Genomic DNA, 18,690 nt, shown 5'->3' with positions numbered 1-18,690 from the left:
AATCAATAATTTCTCGGTCCAACGACGACGCCGCTGCTGGACTGCCATGCAGCAATGTTATCATGTAAGTGCGGGAGGAGACCAATATGTACAAGGCGCCGGTTGACGAAGTTCTGTTCACGCTGAAGCATGTGGCCGGGCTTGGCGAGGATCTGGCTGCAGGTATTTTCGGCGACCTCGACGAGGATCTCGTTGATGCGATCGTTGGTGAAGCTGGGCGCTTTGCCACCGAAGAAGTGGCACCGCTGGCCGATGTCGGCGATCGACAGGGCTCGAAGCTCGTTGATGGCAAGGTGCAGGTGCCGGACGGCTGGGCCGGTCTCTATCGCGACTGGGCGGCCGGCGGCTGGAACAGCCTGACGGCCCCGGAAGAATTCGGCGGCCAGGCGCTGCCGCATATGCTGCATATTGCCGCCATGGAATTCTGGAATGCCGGCTCGATGGCCTTCGCTCTGGCCCCGATGCTGACCATGGGCGCCGTTGATGCGCTTGAAAAACATGGGTCACCGGCACTCAAGGCCACCTTCCTCACCAAGATGATCTCGGGTGAATGGACCGGCACGATGAACCTGACCGAGCCGCATGCCGGTTCCGACCTCGGCGTGCTCAAGACCCGTGCCGAGCGCCGGGACGATGGCACCTACCGGATTTTCGGCCAGAAGATCTTCATCACCTGGGGCGATCATGAGGTTACAGACAATATCATTCACCTGGTGCTGGCGCGGATCGCCGGGGCTCCCGAAGGGACGCGCGGCATCTCGCTGTTCCTGGTGCCGAAATTCCTCGTTAACGCGGATGGTTCGCTCGGCGCCCGCAATGATTTGTTCTGCCATTCGCTGGAGCACAAGCTTGGCATCCATGCCTCGCCGACCTGCACCATGGTCTATGGCGATGGCCGCTTCGGTGATGACAAGGGCGCCGTCGGTTATCTCATCGGCGAGGAGAACAAGGGCCTCAACTGCATGTTCACGATGATGAACAATGCCCGTCTTGCCGTCGGTATCCAGGGCGTGGCGATGGCCGATGCTGCCACCCAGCATGCTTTGAACTATGCCCGCGAGCGCACGCAGGGCAAGGCGCCGGGCTGGAAGGGCACGGGTATGAGCCCGATCATCGAGCACCCGGATATCGCCCGCACGCTTTTGACCATGAAGGCGCTGACACAGGGCGCCCGCGCCATCGCGCTGAGCTGCGCCCATGCGGTCGATCGGGCGCATGTCTCTGAAGGCGACGAGGCCCGTCACTGGCAGGAACGCTCCAGTCTCCTGACGCCGATCGCCAAGTCCTTCGGCACCGATGTCGGCGTCGATGCTGCCTCCATGGGCATCCAGGTACATGGCGGCATGGGCTTCATCGAGGAGACCGGTGCGGCGCGCTATCTGCGCGATGCCCGGATCGCGCCGATCTATGAAGGCACCAACGGCATTCAGGCGATCGATCTCGTCACCCGCAAGCTGCCCCTGTCGGATGGCGGCCATGTGCGCGGCTTCATTGCCGAGTTGAAGGCGGTGGCTGAAGAGGCCGGTTCCTCCAATCTTGCCGATTTCGGGGAAACCGGCAGCCGTCTCGATGATGCGATCGCCGATCTGGAAGAGACGACGGAATGGCTTTTGGCGCGTCTTGCCGAAGGCAAATCCGCCGAAGCGCTTTCCGGTGCCACCGCCTATCAGCGGCTGTTCGGCTTGACATTGACGGGTGTCTATCTCGCCAAGGGCGGATTGGCAGAGGTGGACGACGGTGGCCGCGATGTCCGCATCGCGCTCTGCCGGTTTGCCGCTGAAAACCTTCTATCCGAAACGCGCGCGCTCAAAGACAGCATTGTCACCGGTGCAGCAAGCCTTGCCAGCGCCCGTATCGCTCTTGCCTAATTGAACACTGGCCTGATCAAAGGAGATGACCATGACCGATGATGTGCTGATCGAGCGGCCCGAGGCCTATGCGGGCGTTCAGGTCATCCGCTTCAACCGGCCGGCCAAAAAGAACGCCATCACCCGGGCGATGTACGCGAAGATGGCCAATGCACTTACTGTCGCCGGAACCGACGAGGCCATCCGCGTCACGGCTTTTCTCGGCACCGAAGGCTGCTTTTCGGCCGGTAACGACATGGCTGATTTCATGGCCTTTGCCATGGGCGGATCGATGGGGCAGGAAGTCATCGAGTTCCTGAAGGCGCTGGCGAGTGCGGCGAAACCTGTTGTTTCCGGCGTCGATGGCCTGGCGATCGGCATCGGCACGACCATCCATCTCCATTGCGATCTGACGATCGCCTCTGAGCGCTCGACCTTCAAGACGCCCTTCGTCGATCTGGCCCTGGTGCCGGAGGCAGCCTCCAGCCTGATCGTGCCGCGCATCGCCGGTCATCAGCGCGCCTTTGCGCTTCTCGCCGCCGGTGAACCCTTCACCGCCGCAGAGGCGCAGGAAGCGGGGCTGATCTGGAAGATCGCCGGTGCCGATGCCATCGAGGAGGAGGTGCTGGCGCTGGCCGCAAGCCTGGCGAAAAAGCCACCGGAAGCCCTGCGCATCGCCCGCGACCTTATTCGGGGTGACCGCTCCGATGTGCTGGCGCGAATCGACGAGGAGGCCAAACATTTTGCCGCGCAGTTGAAGAGTGCCGAAGCCCGCGCTGCTTTCGAGGCTTTCATGCGGCGTTGATTGGGCTTCAAAGATTAAGTTTAGTGCTTTCCGCATCCCCCTCTGTCGGCGACGCCGACATCTCCCCCACAAGGGGGGAGATTAGCCGCAGGCTTTTAGGCTTTTGGGAAAAGAATGATCTCCCCCCCTTGTGGGGGAGATGTCACGAAGTGACAGAGGGGGGTACTCCGCGCCGGAAGCCGACCGTAGGAATAATCCCTCACAACCTTGCCGGATCGCGGGACAGGCCCATATAATCTCTGTGCGTGGAGGAATTTCGGCATCGGAGGCATGCCGCCAACCGAGGATTCGTCCATGCGGTCTCGTTTCATGTTTTCCCTGTCCGATATGTTCAAGCAACATCGGCGTTGGGAGAAGACCATTGCCAAGGCCGTCAAGGTCACGCGCAAGGCGCTCGCGTCCCCAGCCTCCACCAAGCTGCCGTCAGCACGGCCAACCGCAATGCCGCGCTCAACCACCCGTCTGGAAGAGGTCAAGGCTTTCGGCAGCAATCCCGGCCGTCTGCGGATGTTTCGCTACGTGCCGGCGGACCTGCCGAAAAAGTCGCCGCTCGTTGTCGTCCTGCATGGCTGTCACCAGAGCGCCGAAGCCTATGATAAGGGCAGCGGCTGGTCGACTTTGGCTCGGGAACGCGGTTTTGCCGTCGTCTATGCCGAGCAGAAGCGTTCCAACAATGCCAATCTCTGTTTCAACTGGTTCCGCCCGAGCAATGTCACACGCGACCGCGGCGAGGTGATGTCGATCCGCCAGATGGTCGCGAAGATGGCGTCGGCGCACGGCATCGACCACAAGCGTGTCTTCGTCACCGGCCTGTCCGCGGGCGGGGCGATGACTGCGGCGATGCTTGCAACCTACCCGGATATCTTTCGCGGTGGCGGCGTTATCGCCGGGCTGCCCTATGGCGCCGCGCGTGACGTGCACCGGGCGCTGGCCGCGATGAAGTCCGCACCGGAACGGTCCGGTCAGGAATGGGGTGATCTCGTGCGGGCCGCATCGCCGGTGGTGCGCGGTTTTCCCACCGTATCGATCTGGCATGGAACCAAGGATCACACGGTATCCCTCAACAATGCGGATGCGCTCGTGCAGCAATGGCTGGATGTGCATGACCTGGACAGCGGCGCCTACGCGCAAAACGAAGTCGATGGCCACCTTCACCGCGTCTGGAAGGATGCCTCCGGCAAGCTTGCCGTCGAACTCTACCTGATCGACGGCATGGGCCACGGAACGCCGCTGAAGCCGCGGCCGTCATCGCGGGTCAAGGCGGATACGCCCGGCCCCTACATGCTGGACGCCGGTATTTCCTCGTCCATGCATCTGGCGACTGCCTGGGGTCTGAAGAAATCACCGCCGCTTTCCGCGCTGAAACCGGCGAAGAACCCTTAAAGCCCTCACTTTTCCTGCAATGAAAATTTAACCCTGCTTTAAGTGGCCATCCGTATGGTCCGGGCAATCAGGGGCCCAGTCTGCCGGCCTTTGCCGGGCGCATGAGGCGCGCCGTCTGCGCCCCCGTGGCATGTCATCCCATCCCCGCATTCTGGAACGGTCTCGCGCTATAGCGCCGGCCGCCGGTCCCGCGCGCGGATACGTTCAAGCCTCCGCCCGGCGTCATCGCCGGTGCGCATTAGGGAAGTCTGCCTTGAAAAGATCCAATCTCATGACGCGTATCCTTGTCGCCGCGTCCCTTGTCGTCGTTGCCGCCTTTGCCGGCTTTTCCGTCTATATCGACAGCCTCCAGCATGACACGACGACCCGCGCCGTCGAGGAGAACATTTCTTCCTCCGGCAAGCAGGCCGCCCAGAGTGTTGCCAACTGGCTGAACGGCCGCGTCACGCTCACTGCGATGGTGGCTGATGCTGCAGGAGACACCGCCGATCAGGCCGGGCTCGAAGCCACGCTCAACAACGATGTACTCGTCAAGGAGTTCATCAGCACCTATGTCGGCGACGAAACCGGAAAATTCACCACGTGGCCGATTAACCCGATGCCGGAAGGCTACGATCCGCGCAAACGCCCATGGTATCAGGATGCTGTCAAGGCTGGTGGCAATGTGCTGACCGACCCCTATATCGATGCATCGAGCGGCGATCTCATCATCAGCGCTGCAGCGCCGGTCAAGAAAGATGGCAAGCTGATCGGCGTTGCCGGCAGCGATTTCTCGCTGAAGACGTTGGTCTCGATGGTCAAGGACATCGATGTCGGCGGCGAAGGCTTTGCCTTCCTCGTCAACAAATCCGGCCAGATCCTGGTTCATCCGGATGCCAAGCTGGTCACCAAGACACTCGCCGATGCTTTCCCGGTGGAGACACCTTCGATCGCTTCGACGATTATGCAGACCGAGCTGGACGGCAAGCCGCAGCTCGTCAGCTTCGTACCCGTCGCCGGTCTGCCAACGGTTGAATGGTATGTTGGTTTCGTCGTCGATGCCGACGTCGCCTATTCCGCCATCGGCAAGTTCCGGATTGCCGCCACCGTTGCCACGCTTCTGGCCGTCGGTGTGATGATCGCCTTCCTCGCAACCCTGCTCAGCCGTCTCGTCATCCGCCCGGTCACCGATATGACCGGCGCCATGGAGCATCTTGCCGCCGGTGACCTGGAGGCCGACATTCCCGGCCAGGAACGCCGCGACCAGATCGGTTCGATGGCCGCTGCCGTTGCCGTCTTCCGCGCCAACGCCATCGAGCGCGCGCGCCTCGAAGGCGAAGCCGAAACCGGCCGTTCGCTGTCTGAGCAGGAGCGCCGCGAGCGCGAAGCGTTGAAGGCAAAAGAAACCGCCGACATCCAGCAGGCCGTCGAGGCCTTGGCAACCGGTCTTGGCCGTCTTGCCGATGGCGATCTCGGATACCGCATCTCGGTTCCGTTCGTCATGCATCTCGATCGTCTGCGCGCCGACTTCAACAATTCGGTGACCAAGCTGCACCAGACGCTGCAGGCCGTTGGCGCCAATGCTCGCGCCATCGATGCCGGTGCCATGGAAATCCGCACGGCCGCCGACGATCTTGCCCGCCGCACCGAACAGCAGGCAGCTTCCGTCGAAGAGACAGCCGCAGCTCTCGAGCAGATCACCACGACGGTCAAGGACAGCGCCCGCCGCGCCGAAGAGGTCGGCCAGCTGGTTGCCCGCACCCGCGCCGGTGCCGAAAAGTCCGGTGAAGTGGTCCGCAATGCCGTTAACGCCATGCAGGGTATCGAAAAATCCTCCGGCGAGATTTCCAACATCATCGGCGTCATCGACGATATCGCGTTCCAAACCAACCTGTTGGCCCTGAATGCTGGCGTCGAGGCCGCCCGTGCAGGCGATGCCGGTAAGGGTTTCGCCGTCGTTGCTCAGGAAGTGCGCGAGCTTGCCCAGCGCTCGGCCAATGCGGCCAAGGAGATCAAGGCACTGATCACCACCTCGGGCGATCAGGTCCGTGCCGGTGTGACACTGGTCGGCGAAACCGGCCAGTCGTTGGAAGCCATCGTCTCCGAGGTTCAGGAAATCAACACGCATATCAGCGCCATCGTCACCTCCACCCGCGAACAATCGACCGGGTTGCAGGAGATCAACACGGCGGTCAACACGATGGACCAGGGCACCCAGCAGAATGCCGCCATGGTCGAGGAACAGACCGCAGCAAGCCATGGCCTTGCCTCGGAAGCGGCAGCGCTCAACGACCTGCTCGCGCAGTTCAACATGGGTGACACGCAGTCGTCGGCTCCGGTTGTAAGGCACGCAAACTACGCCCGCCGCGCCGCCTGATCAGCGAAGCGATCGTATCTGAAAACACCCGCACCGGTCCTCCGGTGCGGGTGTTTGTGTATTCAGCCGCATCCGCGATCCGTCTTGAATATAGTTTCATATTAAACTATATAGTTCTCCATTAAACCAAATGGAGGTTGGTATGGCAGTGACACGGCGGCGGTTTATCAACATAGTCGGGGGAGGCGTGGTGTTGGCGGCGGCGAGTGGTGGCCTCTGGGCAGCCACCCGCGATCCGCTTGCGGCAAGAAGGCCGTGGCAGGATGCAGGTCAGGGGGAAACCGATCTGCGGCGCAGGCTGTTGTCCTTCGCCATATTGGCGCCCAACCCGCACAACCGGCAGCCCTGGCTTGCCAACCTGTCAACCAGCGACGAAATCACGCTCTATTGCCAAAGCGATCGCCGCCTGCCGCAAACTGACCCGTATGACCGGCAGATCACCATTGGCCTTGGCTGCTTCCTCGAACTGTTGGCACAAGCGGCCGCTGAAGAAGGTTATCATGCCGAGATCACGCTGTTTCCCGAGGGCGAGCCACAACCCCGGCTGGATGCCCGCCCGGTAGCCCACATCCGGCTTGTTCAGGATGATGCGATCAAAGCAGATCCGCTGTTCGCACAGGTCCTGTCGCGCCGTTCGAACAAGGAGCCCTATGATACCGCCCGGCCCGTCGCTGCCGGCAAGCTGGTTGAGATCGCTTCAGCCGCCCGCACCGCATCTATTGCCTATACCAATGATCCCGCCCGGGTTGCAGCGTTGCGAAGACTTGCGTGGGACGCCTATCATACGGAGATCACCACGCCGAGGACGCTGAAAGAGAGTATCGATCTCGTCCGGGTCGGCCGCACCGCGATCGAAGCCAATCCGGATGGTATTGATCTGTCCGGTCCGTTGATCGAGGGACTGTCGATGGCCGGCCTCCTGTCGCGCCAAGCCATGCTCGACCAGACGTCAACGGCGTTCCAGCAGCAGATTCCGGTCTTGAAGGAGCCGGTCGATACGGCGAGGGCATTCCTGTGGTTGAAGACCGCCGGAAACAGCCGCGCCGATCAGATCGCCGCCGGGCGCGATTACATCCGCCTCAACCTGGCTGCGACAGCGGCGGGCGTGTCGATGCACCCGCTCAGCCAGGCACTGCAGGAATTCGCAGAAATGCGTCCGCTCTTTCTTGCCATGCGTGAAGCGCTTGTGGTGCGGGACAATGAAACGCTTCAAATGTTTGCGCGTCTCGGTTACGGTCCGGCCGTTGAGGGCGCACCCCGCTGGCCCGTGGATACCCGGATCAGGAGCGTATGACGGCAAGCGAAAACGATCTGCAAACGCTGTTCCGGTTCCTCAACGAAATCGGCATCGTCGCGCAATTGTCAGCCACTGCCTTTGAGAAGGTTATGCCTGCGGGCATGACCTTGCCGCAATTCGTTGTGCTCAATCATCTCGTCCGGTTGGGGGATGGGCGCACGCCTTTGTCGATTGCGCAGGCTATGCAGGTGACCAAGGGCGCCATGACCAATACGCTCGGCCATCTTGAGGGTAAGCGTTTCATCGCTATCGCACCGGATGCGCATGATGGCCGCTCGAAGCGGGTTTCATTGACAGAAGAGGGCAGGGCTGCCCGCGATGCGGCAATCAAGGCTCTCGGACCGGAACTCGCCGGCATCGCCGGTGAAATCGCGATGGCGGGGATTATCGAAGCGCTTCCAGCTATTGAAAGCCTGCGCAAGGTGCTGGATACAAGGCGCAATCCGAAGACCTGACGTCTCCGGATCCGCTCCATATTCACTTTTCCAGCGTTGCCACGACTTCCACGTGCGATGACCAGAGGAACTGGTCGATCGGCGTCACCGAAGTGATCCGGTATCCGGCATCAACCAAAATGCGCAGGTCGCGCACCAGCGTCACCGGATTGCAGGAAACGGCGACGATCTTCTTGGCGCCGGAGCGCGCCATTTCCTTCGTCTGGACTTCGGCACCCGCGCGCGGCGGGTCGAAGACGATCGCGTCATAGGCCTTCAGTTCCGAAGCCATCATCGGGCGGCGGAAGAGATCGCGTTTCTCGACGGTAACGGGCTTCAGGCCTTGGGTGTTGCGCGCCGCAAAATCCAGCGCCTTCAGCGGCTTGTCTTCACCTTCGACGGCGTGAACGCGCGCCTTGCGGGCGATACGCAGCGAGAATGTGCCGGAGCCTGCAAAAAGATCGACGACGCGTTTCGATTTGCCGAGATGCGCCATCACCAGCTCCGCCATCGCCTCTTCGGCGGGTTTCGTCGCCTGGGTGAAACTGCCGGGCGGCGGGGAGACGGAAACACCCCCGAAATCGATCACCGGCTTGACGGGTTCGACGAGGATTTCGCCATTGAGGCTGAGGCGGGCAATGCTCTTCAGGCCGAGAACAGTCTCCACCGCCATGCGCCGCTGCCGGTCGTCCATTTTCTTGATGCCGTCGAAGGCCAGATCAAGGCCGGAGAGCGTTTCAAGCACGGTGATGCGGAACGGCTCGGCATTGACGGCCATGGCGTTGGCAATCGTCCGGATGGTTGCAAGCCGCGACACGATGCCGGGGCTTGCGATGGGACATTCCGATATCGCCACGATGTGATGGCTTTCGGCCTGGTTGTAACCAAGCAGCAGTTCCTTTTCGGTGCGCCGGGCGGTGAACACCGTGCGCCGCCGCTCACCGGGATAGGCAAGCACCAGCGGCGCGACCTCGGCCTGCAACGCTTTCGATTTCAACGCGTCGAGAACCAGCTGCCGCTTGAAGTGCTGGTAAAGGCTGTCGCTGGCATGTTGCAGGCTGCAGCCGCCGCAGGTGCCGTTCTCGCCGTCCGGTCCGAAATGCCGGCATTTCGGCTCGACACGCTCGGGCGAGATCTCGGACATCGACATGACCGTGCCCTTGTCGCGGTTGACCGCCAGCGCCACGGTTTCGCCCGGCAGTGTAAACGATACATAGACAGGGCCGAATGGACCTCTGGTGATACCGTCGCCCGACTGGCCCAGCTTCTCGATGGTCAGCGTTTCCGTGCTCATGCGTCTTCGTCCGCATCGTCATCCAGAGGCTTGTAACCGGCCAGCAGATATTCCTCGTTGCCGTCACCGCCTGAGATCGGCGAGGGGATGAGGCCAAGGCTCGTCCAGCCCATGTCCTCGACGAGCCAGCGTTCCAACTCGGCTGCAACCGCAGGCGCGGTTGTAGGGTCCTTGAGCAGGCCAGCCTTGCTGATCGCCTCGCGGCCGGCTTCGAACTGCGGCTTGACGAGCAGGATGCAATGGGCGCCGGGTGCCGCGAGATCGAGCGCTGGCGGCAGCGCCAGTTTCAGCGAGATGAACGAGACGTCGGAAACGACGAAGCCAATCTCGCGGTCTTCCAGGTGATCCTCGTCCAGCACGCGGGCATTCAGGCCCTCGATATTGGTGACGCGGGGATCGGCGTCCAGGCGTGGATGAAACTGGCCATGGCCGACATCGATGGAGATGACGTGCTCAGCACCCGCGTGCAGCAGGACTTCGGTAAAGCCGCCGGTCGAGGCGCCGATATCCAGACAGTCCAGGCCTTCCGGCGAAAGTTTGAAATGTTCAAGTCCCGCTTTCAGCTTCAGCGCCGCGCGCGAAACATAGGGCTGGACCGGATCGTCGATGGCGATCGTCACATCCTCGGGAAAGGTGGAGCTTGCCTTGGTGACGACACGGCCATTGACGGTGACGGTGCCACGCTGGATCGCATCGCGCGCGCGCGAACGGCTGGCGACAAGCCCCAGGTTCAAAAGCAGCTGGTCGAGGCGGACGGAGGTTTTTGGTTCGTTTGACATGGGTTCTCATGGCGCGTCAGGCCCGTGATGGCAAGGGCCATGCGGCCGGCTACGTTCAAATAGTGCCGAAAGAGGCTGCCCAGCCAGTCCGTAAGGGATGCGGCGGACAAAAGGTCCAGTCTGCTGCGCGGTATTCACCAGTAAAGGTGTATGGGTTTTTTACCGATATTTAATTGGCGCGCCCTAATCCGGCGAGCCTTACGTCACACATTTTCGGATGTGCGATACCGGGCATGCAGCACCGGTGAATTTGCTTGAAGAGTTCGCTTCACCGGCATGTTCCAAGGCCCATCCCGCATCACGGGATCAGGCATATATCCAGATTTTTTCACACTGTTTGCGTCCCGGCCAGTCTGGCCGGGCAATATGGAGTCCCCATGCGTCTTAGGTTGTCCCACAAGATTGGCCTGCTCGTCCCGATCGCTGTTGCCGGCATTCTGTCGATCGTTGCCATTTTCATCGTCGAACAGGCAATCGAGCAATCCTTCCGGGAAAAGGAGCGCATGATTGAGGCATCGGACAAGGCGCTCCTGGTCCTTGAAAACAAGATGCTTGAAGAGCGGGCTGCGGAAAAGGATTTCCTGCTGCAACAGAGCGAGGAAGCCGTCCTGCACCATGAGGAGTTTTCCGTTGAAACCCGCGAACAGCTGGAACTGTTGCGGCTGACGGTTCCAGATGCCTCGGTCCAGCAGAAACTGCAGGCCATCGGCGCCGGGCTCGGTGTGTATCTCGATCAATTCAAGGCGCTCGTGGCAGTCCATACGGAGCTCGGACTCGATCCTTCGAAGGGTCGCGAAGGCGAAATGCGCAGGGCCGTGCATTCCATCGAACAGCTGCTGACCGATGTTGAAGATACCGGATTGAAAGCGAGCATGCTGACGATGCGGCGGCATGAGAAGGATTTCATCATGCGCCGCGAGGCCAAATATGTGGCGGGCCATGCGGCGGAGGCCAAGGTTTTTGCTTCCTTTACACCTGCACGTTTCGGGTCAGAGGAAGCCTATGATTCCGTCATGAAGGCTCTGCAAATGTATCAGGCGGCATTCAACGCCTATGCCACGACAGCCGGGATCGAGAGCAGCACACGGCTGAATGTTTCCAAGGCCTTCGCAGATATGGAACCGCTTCTGGCGGGACTGGCACAGGACCTTACCGGCCTGCGCCACTCGGGCGAAGCAGAGAATGCACAGATGATAGCACGCACGCAGAATGTTGGAATTGCGGCGGTGATTGTTGCGATCCTGCTGCTGGCACTCACCGTCTATTTCGTCGGGCGCGGCATCTCCAGGCCGATTGCCGCGACCACCCGGGCGATGACCGGACTTGCCGGTGGCGATACCACGAGCACCATCCCCTTTACGGACCGCAAGGATGAGATCGGCGAAATGGCCGGTGCCGTCGAGATTTTCCGCCAGGCTGCGATTGCCAACCACCGTCTGGAGCAAGAAGCGCAGGAAGCGCGGATGCAGGCGGAAGCCGACCGTGTTCGCCTGACACAGGAAGCTGAAGACGCAGCGCAAGCGCGCCTGCAGCAGGCAACATCAGGCCTGGCTGCCGGTCTGCGCCGTCTTGCAGCGGGGGATCTGTCCTTCCAGCTCCACGACGCCTTCGCCCCGGATTTCGAGGCTCTGCGTCACGATTTGAACGCGGCCATCAAGCAATTGGGCAATACGCTGACCGCGGTCACCCAGTCGGCCGGTTCGATCGATGACGGCACACGCGAGATCAGCCAGAGCTCGGACGATCTGTCCCGCCGCACCGAACAGCAGGCGGCGTCGCTGGAGGAAACCGCGGCAGCCCTTGATCAGATCACGGTCAATGTCTCCAACGCCTCCAAGCGCGCCGACGAGGCCCGCAGTGTTGCGGTACAGGCCAATGCCAGTGCCGCCCAGTCGGGCGCTGTTGTTGCCAATGCGGTCGAAGCAATGCGCAGGATCGAGGATTCTGCAAGCCAGATTTCCAATATCATCGGCGTCATCGACGAGATCGCCTTCCAGACCAATCTGCTGGCGTTGAATGCCGGCGTCGAGGCTGCGCGCGCCGGCGATGCCGGCAAGGGCTTTGCCGTTGTTGCCCAGGAGGTGCGTGAACTGGCGCAGCGCTCGGCAAGGGCTGCCAAGGAAATCAAGGAATTGATCCGCAATTCCAGCGTCGAGGTCGAAGGCGGCGTCAAGCTGGTGCGCGAAACCGGCGATGCCCTGAAGACCATCGAAACCTATGTCGTGACCATCAATCAGCATATGGACGCAATTGCCACATCGGCCCGCGAACAGTCGGTCGGCCTTGCCGAGGTCAATACGGCAGTCAACCAGATGGATCAGGTGACCCAGCAGAACGCCGCCATGGTCGAGGAAACCAACGCGGCAAGCGCTACGCTTGCCAACGAGGCCAGCCGCCTGCGCGAACTGATCGCCCAGTTTCAGCTCGACAGCGGCAGGGGGGCGCTTGCGACGGCAGCATACAACCTACGCCGCGCCGCGTAAGACTGCGGAAGAAGCCTGGACTGAACCCCGGCACTTTGCCGGGGTTCAGTCCATCGACAAGGCCAGGCCTCATGAGGGGCAGGTCATTGGGCCAAAGGGAACGTTGACCCGGCGGCGGCCGGGGCTGGATGCCTGTCACAAGGTGGGCATGAGGGAAAGTGATACCGGTCACCACGAAGTGGCCGTTTTAAAATGATCAATCGCTAAAATTGTACCGGTGATATCAGGCGGGAGAGTAACGGTTTTGCTTTAGGACGGGTTGATCGCGCCTGCCGCGATGGTGGCAACCTGGAACCCAGAGATGAACGGCGAACGGGAGAACAGAATAGACCTGCTGCGGGGCCTGTCGCTTCTGCTCATTTTCATCGGTCATGCAGAGTTCACGTTTTCGCCAACGTTCCAGCAGTCGCGCGGATTTTCCGACGCCTCCGAAATCTTCGTACTTTTGGCCGGCATGTCCTGCGCGCTCGCCTATTATCGTCCGTATGCCAGCCTGCAGCTGGAGCGGCCATGGAAGCGGGCCTTGCGCCTCTACCTCGTGCATCTCATACTCTTCGTGATCATGGTGACAATCTCGGCTTTTGTCATCGCAACCTTTGACCAGACGGCGTGGCCTGCCGAGATGACGGATTTCTGGCGCGATCCGCTCCAACATGGTCTTCAGGCCCTGTCGCTGAGTTATATGCCCGGCAATCTCGACATCCTGCCGATGTACGTCGTCCTGCTGTTGATCGCTCCTTTCGCGTTTCTGCTGCATGACAGGTCGAAAAGCGCGCTTCTGGGGCTTTCCTGCCTCATCTGGTTCGTTGCTGGTCTTGGCCATATCAATTTTCCCAACGCAGCCCTTGAGGGAGAGGCCTGGTTTTTCGATCCCCTGTCCTGGCAGTTTATCTTCATGATCGGCATATATCTCGGGGCACGCATGAAATGCGGCCAGTCCGTTCTGCCTTACAATGGCCCGGTATTCGCAGCCGCCGCAGTTTTTGCTGTCACTGCCATTCCGCTCAATCTGGCTTTTCATCTCGGGGCCGTGGATTCGCCGTTTGGTGAACTTCACCATCAGCTGGTGTCCAAGATCAATGACGGCCCTTTGCGGATCATCAATGTTCTGGCGATCCTTTATCTCGCCTGGAATGTTCGAGCCGTCAAAGCCACCGCCGATCATCCGGCCATGTGGCTCGTCTGCGCCGCCGGGCGGCACAGCCTGGCCGTCTTTTCTGCCGGTATCCTTCTGTCGTTCGGTGCCGTGGTGTTGATGACACTCGATCCCGGCATGCCGATCGCGCTGCAACTGTTGTTGCTTGCCATCGGTTGTGCGCTGCAGTTGGCCATCGGCTGGATGCTCGAAGGCCGAAGGACTGCCCGGGTTGGAGCCGCATCTTATGGCTTGCGCCGCGCCATCTGAATTCAGCGCCTGTGGGAGCCTGCTTTATCGCGGTGCGGTCAGTGCGTCCCAGGCGGCCATTGCCGCATCTGCCGTGCTTTGGAGGGAAGCCAGAGTCGCGCCGTCGCGCGCGGTAATCGACATGCCGTGCTGGACTGTTGCATAAAAATCGGCAATTTTCTGGCAATCTGCCGTAGGCGCAATCTCGCCGTCGCGGACGCCTTCCTCCAGCCGCGCGCGCAGCAGGGTGGCGTTTTCCAACCGGCAATGCCGCAACAATTCACAGGTGGAAACGGCGTCCGTGTCGCCATTCAGGACACCAAGCGCAATCATGCAACCGCGTGGCGTATCCGGCTGGGCATAGGCCAGGGCAGTCTGTTGCAGGAAATCGGCAAAGGCCTGCCGTGCCGTCACAGCCTTTGACAGGGCGTTCCATATCTCCAGCCCGATCTCGGCCTTGTAGGTCTTGAGAGCTGCTGCGAACAGATCGGCCTTGTTGCCGAAGGCTGCATAAAGGCTCGGCGCACCGATCTGCATCGCCGCCGTCAGATCGGCCATGGATGTCGCCACATAGCCTTTTTCCCAGAAGACCAGCATTGCCCGCCTCAGTGCTGCATCGCTGTCGAAGGTGCGCGGGCGGCCTCTTTGAGACATCGAAATTCCTTTCTGTATCATTCGATACATAAATCAATTGACGACGGCAGGCAATGCTGACTACATATATGTATCGATCGTTACAAAAGGAAATGTCGTGCCTCGCTTGAACAATAAAGTTGCTTTCGTCACCGGTGGTAGCCGGGGGATCGGTGCGGCCATTGCGCTGGCACTTGCCAGGGATGGTGCCGATGTCGCCATCACCTATGCAAGCGCTCCCGGCAAGGCAGAGGAAGTCGTCAGCGCTATCGAGAAACTCGGGCGCAGGGCGCTTGCCATCAAGGCCGACAATCTCGATGCGGCAGCCGTCGAGGCGGCCGTGGCAGAGGCTCACGCGAGGCTTGGCAGTCTCGATATTCTCGTCAACAGCGCCGGCGTCTTCTCGGTCGATACGATCGATACCGCGACGCTGGAAGAGTTTGACCGCGTCATGAGCATTCACGTCCGCGCCAGCTTCGTCGCCTCCAAGGCGGCAGCAGCGGTGATGGGGCAGGGCGGCCGCATCATCTTCATCGGCAGCAATCTCGGAGAACAGGTGCCATTCTCCGGCCTCAGTATCTATTCAACCAGCAAGTTCGCGCTGGTCGGGCTGACCAAGGCCTTGGCACGCGATCTCGGGCCGCAAGAGATCACTGTCAACATCGTCCAGCCTGGCTCCACCGACACCGACATGAACCCGGCCCATGGTGATCACGCCGAACCGCAGCTTGCCCTGATGGCCATTCCTCGCTTCGGCAAGGCCCAGGACATCGCTGCTCTGGTGACATTTCTTGCTGGAGAGGAAAGCCGCTTCATCACCGGCTCAAGCATTACCATTGATGGTGGTGCCAATATCTGATCGGTGCGACCCTTTGCGCTGAACCAAAAAAAAAGACCAGCCCTGCGTATGTCGCGCAGGGCTGGTATCGTTGATATCGGTAAAACCGGTCGTGTGGGCCAATGCCCAGCAATCAGCCTGCGACGCTTGAGCCGATCTGCTGCTTCTGCCCGAGCGTCTTGAACACGGTCGAAACGATGCCGGCGCGGTCGAGGCCCGACCTGGCATACATGGCTTCAGGCTTGGCCTGTTCCATCCAGATATCCGGAAGAACCAGCGGCCGGATTTTCAGGCCGTTGTCGAGCAGGCCTTCATGGGCGAGGAATTGCAGCACATGGCTGCCGAAGCCGCCGACGGCGCCTTCCTCGATAGTGATCAGCACTTCGTGATGCCTGGCCAACTGGCGGATCAGATCGTGGTCGAGCGGTTTTGCAAAGCGGGCATCGACGACCGTCGTCGAAAGCCCGGCGGCATCGAGATCTTCGGCGGCAAGCAGGCAATCGGCGAGACGCGTACCGAACGAAAGCAGCGCCACCTTCGAGCCCTGCTTCATCACTCGGCCCTTGCCGATTTCAAGGATCTGGCCACGCTCCGGCATTTCCACGCCAACGCCCTCGCCACGTGGATAACGGAACGAGATCGGACCTGCGTCATAGGCTGCGGCGGTGCGCACCATATGCTTGAGTTCCGCTTCGTCGGCGGCCGCCATCACGACGAAGCCGGGCAGGGTGGCGAGATAGGTCGTATCGAACGAACCGGCATGGGTCGGGCCATCGGCGCCGACAAAGCCGGCACGGTCGATCGGGAAACGGACCGGCAGGCCCTGGATCGCCACGTCATGCACCACCTGGTCATACCCGCGCTGCAGGAAGGTGGAATAGAGCGCACAGAACGGCCTGTAGCCTTCAGACGCCAGCCCCGCCGCAAAGGTGACCGCATGCTGCTCGGCAATGCCGACATCGAAACAGCGGGAGGGATGGGCCAGCGCAAACTTGTCGAGGCCGGTGCCGGACGGCATGGCGGCGGTAACCGCGACGATCTTGTCGTCATAGCCCGCTTCCTGCGTCAGCGCCTCGGCAAAGACGGATGTATAGGCCGGGGCATTCGGCTTGGCTTTCGCCTGCGCGCCGGTGATGACGTCGAATGTGTTGACGCCGTGATACTTGTCCGCTGCAGCTTCGGCGGGCGGGTAACCCTTGCCCTTCTGTGTCACCACATGGATCAGCACCGGACCATTGGAATTGTCGCGCACATTGCGCAGCACCGGCAACAGATGCTCGAAGGAATGGCCGTCAATCGGGCCGATATGGTAAAAGCCCATCTCTTCGAATAGTGTTCCGCCCGTGACATAACCGCGCGCGTGCTCGACGGCGCGGGTAATCGCCCGGTCGACCTTCTTGCCGAGATAGGCCGTCAGCTTTTTGCCGAGATCGCGAAAGCCCATGTAGGTGCGGCCGGAGGCAAGGCGGGCCAGATAGGCGCTCATCGCGCCTGTCGGCGGGGCGATCGACATGTCGTTGTCATTGAGAATGACGATCAGCCGCGCATCCAGCGCGCCGGCATTGTTGAGTGCCTCGTAGGCCATGCCGGCCGACATTGCGCCATCGCCGATGACGGAAATGACATTGCGATGCTCGCCGGAGAGATCGGCTGCCACCGCCATGCCGAGACCGGCGGAAATCGAGGTCGAGGAATGGGCCGCGCCAAAGGGGTCGTATTCGCTTTCGGCGCGCCGTGTGAAGCCGGACAAGCCGTCCTCCTGGCGCAACGTGCGGATACGGTCACGGCGGCCGGTGAGGATCTTGTGCGGATAACATTGATGACCGACATCGAAGATCAGCCGGTCATGCGGTGTGTTGAAGACCTTGTGGATGGCGATGGTCAGTTCGACGACGCCAAGACCGGCACCCAGATGGCCGCCGGTACGCGACACCGCATCGATCATCTCCGAGCGCAGTTCGGCTGCCAGTTGCGGCAAGTCCTTGTCTTCGATCCTCTTCAAATCATCGGGATAAACAACCTGATCGAGAAGAGGGGTCGCCGGCATTGGATGGACTGGCAATTGTGTCACGCTAAGGCCTTCGTTCTCGCGCCTTCAAGGGAACCGCGATGTCTAGTGTTGGTGTCCGCTGGGAACCGCGTCTTTAAACAGAATCGTTATGGATTGCAAAAACCGGTTTTCTTGCGGCACGCTGCGAGTTTAACCAATATTACCGCTCCGGCAAAGGGATAAACTCTTCCTCGTCCCCCGGGACGATGTCGAAACGGCCCGTTCGCCATTCCTCCTTGGCCTGTTCGATCCGCTCCTTGGACGAGGAAACGAAATTCCACCAGATATGCCGGGCAGAGCCAAGGGCGGCACCCCCGAACAGCATGATATGACAGCCCGCTAGGCCCGCCGTGATCGTGATCGCATCGCCCGCCCGCAAAACCAGCAGTTGATTGTCGGCAAAATGATCGCCCGCAATGATCGCCTCGCCCTCAAGGATATAGAGCGCGCGCTCTTCCCACTCGGCAGCAAACGGCGCGCTCCGGCCAGGCTCGATCCGCAGATCGACATAGATCGTGTCGGAAAACACCGAAACCGGCGACCTCATCCCTTCGAACTGGCCGATGACGACCCGACCTTCCAGCCCGTCCATGTTGAAGGAGGGCAGGTCGCGTTTTTCGGTATGGGCAAAGATCGGATCGATTTCCTCGTATTGGTCGGGCAGGGCAAGCCAGGTCTGCAGGCCGGAGATCGATTGCGGTTTGCCGCGCAGGTTTTCGGGCGAGCGCTCGGAGTGCACGATACCGCGCCCCGCCGTCATCAGGTTGAGGTCGCCGGGCGCGATAACCATTTCGGTGCCGAGGCTATCGCGATGCTTGATCTCACCGTCGAACAGGTAGGTGACCGTCGAAAGCCCGATATGCGGATGCGGCCGCACGTCCAGCGCTTGTCCTGCCTTGAGAAGCGCCGGTCCCATCCGGTCAAAGAAGATGAACGGCCCGACCAGCCGCCGCTTTGCCGTCGGCAACGCCCGGCGTACCTGCAGATTGCCGATGTCGCTGGTGCGCGGAATGATCAGATGCTCGATCGCATCACAGGCCGGTGCATCACCAGCTTCGGGGTCTGGTCCGGGAAAGAAGCTCATGGGCTGGTCCTCGTCGGTTCATA

14 protein-coding genes are annotated in these 18,690 nt (G+C 61.0%); 9 read left to right on the top strand and 5 right to left on the bottom strand.

Annotated elements, in window-relative coordinates:
* The first annotated feature begins 86 nt into the window (after window positions 1–86).
* From ACSQ3J_RS03325 to ACSQ3J_RS03300, 6 genes are all read left to right on the top strand, one after another.
* The gene (locus ACSQ3J_RS03325; protein ID WP_060504827.1) at window positions 87–1,868 is read left to right on the top strand and encodes an acyl-CoA dehydrogenase; all 1,782 of its coding nucleotides are present in this window, start codon (window positions 87–89) and stop codon (window positions 1,866–1,868) included.
* A gap of 31 nt (window positions 1,869–1,899) precedes the next feature.
* Window positions 1,900–2,652 (top strand): crotonase/enoyl-CoA hydratase family protein, encoded by a 753-nt coding sequence (locus tag ACSQ3J_RS03320; protein WP_060504828.1) that lies wholly within the window; start codon window positions 1,900–1,902, stop codon window positions 2,650–2,652.
* A 294-nt stretch (window positions 2,653–2,946) separates the two neighbouring features.
* Window positions 2,947–4,035 carry an extracellular catalytic domain type 1 short-chain-length polyhydroxyalkanoate depolymerase gene (locus tag ACSQ3J_RS03315; RefSeq protein ID WP_060504889.1) on the top strand — a complete coding sequence of 363 codons (1,089 nt, stop codon included), beginning with the start codon at window positions 2,947–2,949 and terminating at the stop codon, window positions 4,033–4,035.
* Window positions 4,036–4,306: 271 nt separating this feature from the next.
* Window positions 4,307–6,391 (top strand): methyl-accepting chemotaxis protein McpU, encoded by a 2,085-nt coding sequence (mcpU, locus tag ACSQ3J_RS03310; RefSeq protein WP_060504829.1) that lies wholly within the window; start codon window positions 4,307–4,309, stop codon window positions 6,389–6,391.
* A 142-nt stretch (window positions 6,392–6,533) separates the two neighbouring features.
* Window positions 6,534–7,685: an Acg family FMN-binding oxidoreductase gene (locus ACSQ3J_RS03305; protein WP_244482194.1), complete on the top strand. Its 1,152-nt coding sequence runs from the start codon at window positions 6,534–6,536 to the stop codon at window positions 7,683–7,685.
* Complete coding sequence (locus tag ACSQ3J_RS03300; RefSeq protein ID WP_060504830.1) at window positions 7,682–8,143, top strand: MarR family winged helix-turn-helix transcriptional regulator; 462 nt, start codon at window positions 7,682–7,684, stop codon at window positions 8,141–8,143. The genes ACSQ3J_RS03305 and ACSQ3J_RS03300 overlap by 4 nt, the downstream gene beginning before the upstream one ends.
* A gap of 22 nt (window positions 8,144–8,165) precedes the next feature.
* Here ACSQ3J_RS03300 and ACSQ3J_RS03295 read toward each other — a convergent pair whose 3' ends face one another.
* Window positions 8,166–9,416, bottom strand: coding sequence for a class I SAM-dependent RNA methyltransferase (locus ACSQ3J_RS03295; protein WP_060504831.1), 1,251 nt, complete (start codon window positions 9,414–9,416; stop codon window positions 8,166–8,168).
* Window positions 9,413–10,195 carry a TlyA family RNA methyltransferase gene (locus ACSQ3J_RS03290; RefSeq protein ID WP_060504832.1) on the bottom strand — a complete coding sequence of 261 codons (783 nt, stop codon included), beginning with the start codon at window positions 10,193–10,195 and terminating at the stop codon, window positions 9,413–9,415. The genes ACSQ3J_RS03295 and ACSQ3J_RS03290 overlap by 4 nt, the downstream gene beginning before the upstream one ends.
* 377 nt (window positions 10,196–10,572) lie before the next feature.
* On the opposite strand from ACSQ3J_RS03290, the gene ACSQ3J_RS03285 reads away from it, so the two are divergent.
* Both ACSQ3J_RS03285 and ACSQ3J_RS03280 read left to right on the top strand, forming a co-directional pair.
* Window positions 10,573–12,678, top strand: coding sequence for a methyl-accepting chemotaxis protein (locus tag ACSQ3J_RS03285; protein ID WP_436038645.1), 2,106 nt, complete (start codon window positions 10,573–10,575; stop codon window positions 12,676–12,678).
* Between the two features lie 301 nt (window positions 12,679–12,979).
* Complete coding sequence (locus tag ACSQ3J_RS03280; RefSeq protein ID WP_436038644.1) at window positions 12,980–14,083, top strand: OpgC family protein; 1,104 nt, start codon at window positions 12,980–12,982, stop codon at window positions 14,081–14,083.
* A 24-nt stretch (window positions 14,084–14,107) separates the two neighbouring features.
* Here the strand turns inward: ACSQ3J_RS03280 and ACSQ3J_RS03275 are convergent, their stop codons facing one another.
* On the bottom strand, window positions 14,108–14,716 hold the full coding sequence (locus ACSQ3J_RS03275; RefSeq protein WP_436038643.1) for a TetR/AcrR family transcriptional regulator: 609 nt from the start codon (window positions 14,714–14,716) through the stop codon (window positions 14,108–14,110).
* A gap of 97 nt (window positions 14,717–14,813) precedes the next feature.
* On the opposite strand from ACSQ3J_RS03275, the gene ACSQ3J_RS03270 reads away from it, so the two are divergent.
* Window positions 14,814–15,554 carry an SDR family oxidoreductase gene (locus tag ACSQ3J_RS03270; RefSeq protein WP_436038642.1) on the top strand — a complete coding sequence of 247 codons (741 nt, stop codon included), beginning with the start codon at window positions 14,814–14,816 and terminating at the stop codon, window positions 15,552–15,554.
* 112 nt (window positions 15,555–15,666) lie between these two features.
* On the opposite strand, the gene dxs is transcribed toward ACSQ3J_RS03270, so the two are convergent.
* Both dxs and ACSQ3J_RS03260 read right to left on the bottom strand, forming a co-directional pair.
* A complete protein-coding gene (gene dxs / locus ACSQ3J_RS03265; RefSeq protein ID WP_060504836.1) occupies window positions 15,667–17,580 on the bottom strand; it encodes a 1-deoxy-D-xylulose-5-phosphate synthase in 1,914 nt (637 codons plus the stop codon).
* 163 nt (window positions 17,581–17,743) lie between these two features.
* Window positions 17,744–18,667 (bottom strand): pirin family protein, encoded by a 924-nt coding sequence (locus ACSQ3J_RS03260; RefSeq protein WP_060504837.1) that lies wholly within the window; start codon window positions 18,665–18,667, stop codon window positions 17,744–17,746.
* Window positions 18,668–18,690 lie beyond the last annotated feature (23 nt).

The organism is Rhizobium sp. LjRoot98 (assembly GCF_964252935.1).
Taxonomy (GTDB): domain Bacteria; phylum Pseudomonadota; class Alphaproteobacteria; order Rhizobiales; family Rhizobiaceae; genus Pararhizobium.
The sequence above is the reverse complement of the archived record's forward strand: the minus strand, read 5'-3'. Positions and strand labels throughout refer to the sequence as shown.

Bases quoted from the DNA above. Each gene is read 5' to 3' on its own strand.
- ACSQ3J_RS03325 (WP_060504827.1), top strand. From the start codon at position 87: ATGTACAAGGCGCCGGTTGACGAAGTTCTGTTCACGCTGAAGCATGTG.
- ACSQ3J_RS03320 (WP_060504828.1), top strand. From the start codon at position 1,900: ATGACCGATGATGTGCTGATCGAGCGGCCCGAGGCCTATGCGGGCGTT.
- ACSQ3J_RS03315 (WP_060504889.1), top strand. From the start codon at position 2,947: ATGCGGTCTCGTTTCATGTTTTCCCTGTCCGATATGTTCAAGCAACAT.
- mcpU (WP_060504829.1), top strand. From the start codon at position 4,307: ATGACGCGTATCCTTGTCGCCGCGTCCCTTGTCGTCGTTGCCGCCTTT.
- ACSQ3J_RS03305 (WP_244482194.1), top strand. From the start codon at position 6,534: ATGGCAGTGACACGGCGGCGGTTTATCAACATAGTCGGGGGAGGCGTG.
- ACSQ3J_RS03300 (WP_060504830.1), top strand. From the start codon at position 7,682: ATGACGGCAAGCGAAAACGATCTGCAAACGCTGTTCCGGTTCCTCAAC.
- ACSQ3J_RS03295 (WP_060504831.1), bottom strand. From the start codon at position 9,416: ATGAGCACGGAAACGCTGACCATCGAGAAGCTGGGCCAGTCGGGCGAC.
- ACSQ3J_RS03290 (WP_060504832.1), bottom strand. From the start codon at position 10,195: ATGTCAAACGAACCAAAAACCTCCGTCCGCCTCGACCAGCTGCTTTTG.
- ACSQ3J_RS03285 (WP_436038645.1), top strand. From the start codon at position 10,573: ATGCGTCTTAGGTTGTCCCACAAGATTGGCCTGCTCGTCCCGATCGCT.
- ACSQ3J_RS03280 (WP_436038644.1), top strand. From the start codon at position 12,980: ATGAACGGCGAACGGGAGAACAGAATAGACCTGCTGCGGGGCCTGTCG.
- ACSQ3J_RS03275 (WP_436038643.1), bottom strand. From the start codon at position 14,716: ATGTCTCAAAGAGGCCGCCCGCGCACCTTCGACAGCGATGCAGCACTG.
- dxs (WP_060504836.1), bottom strand. From the start codon at position 17,580: ATGCCGGCGACCCCTCTTCTCGATCAGGTTGTTTATCCCGATGATTTG.
- ACSQ3J_RS03260 (WP_060504837.1), bottom strand. From the start codon at position 18,667: ATGAGCTTCTTTCCCGGACCAGACCCCGAAGCTGGTGATGCACCGGCC.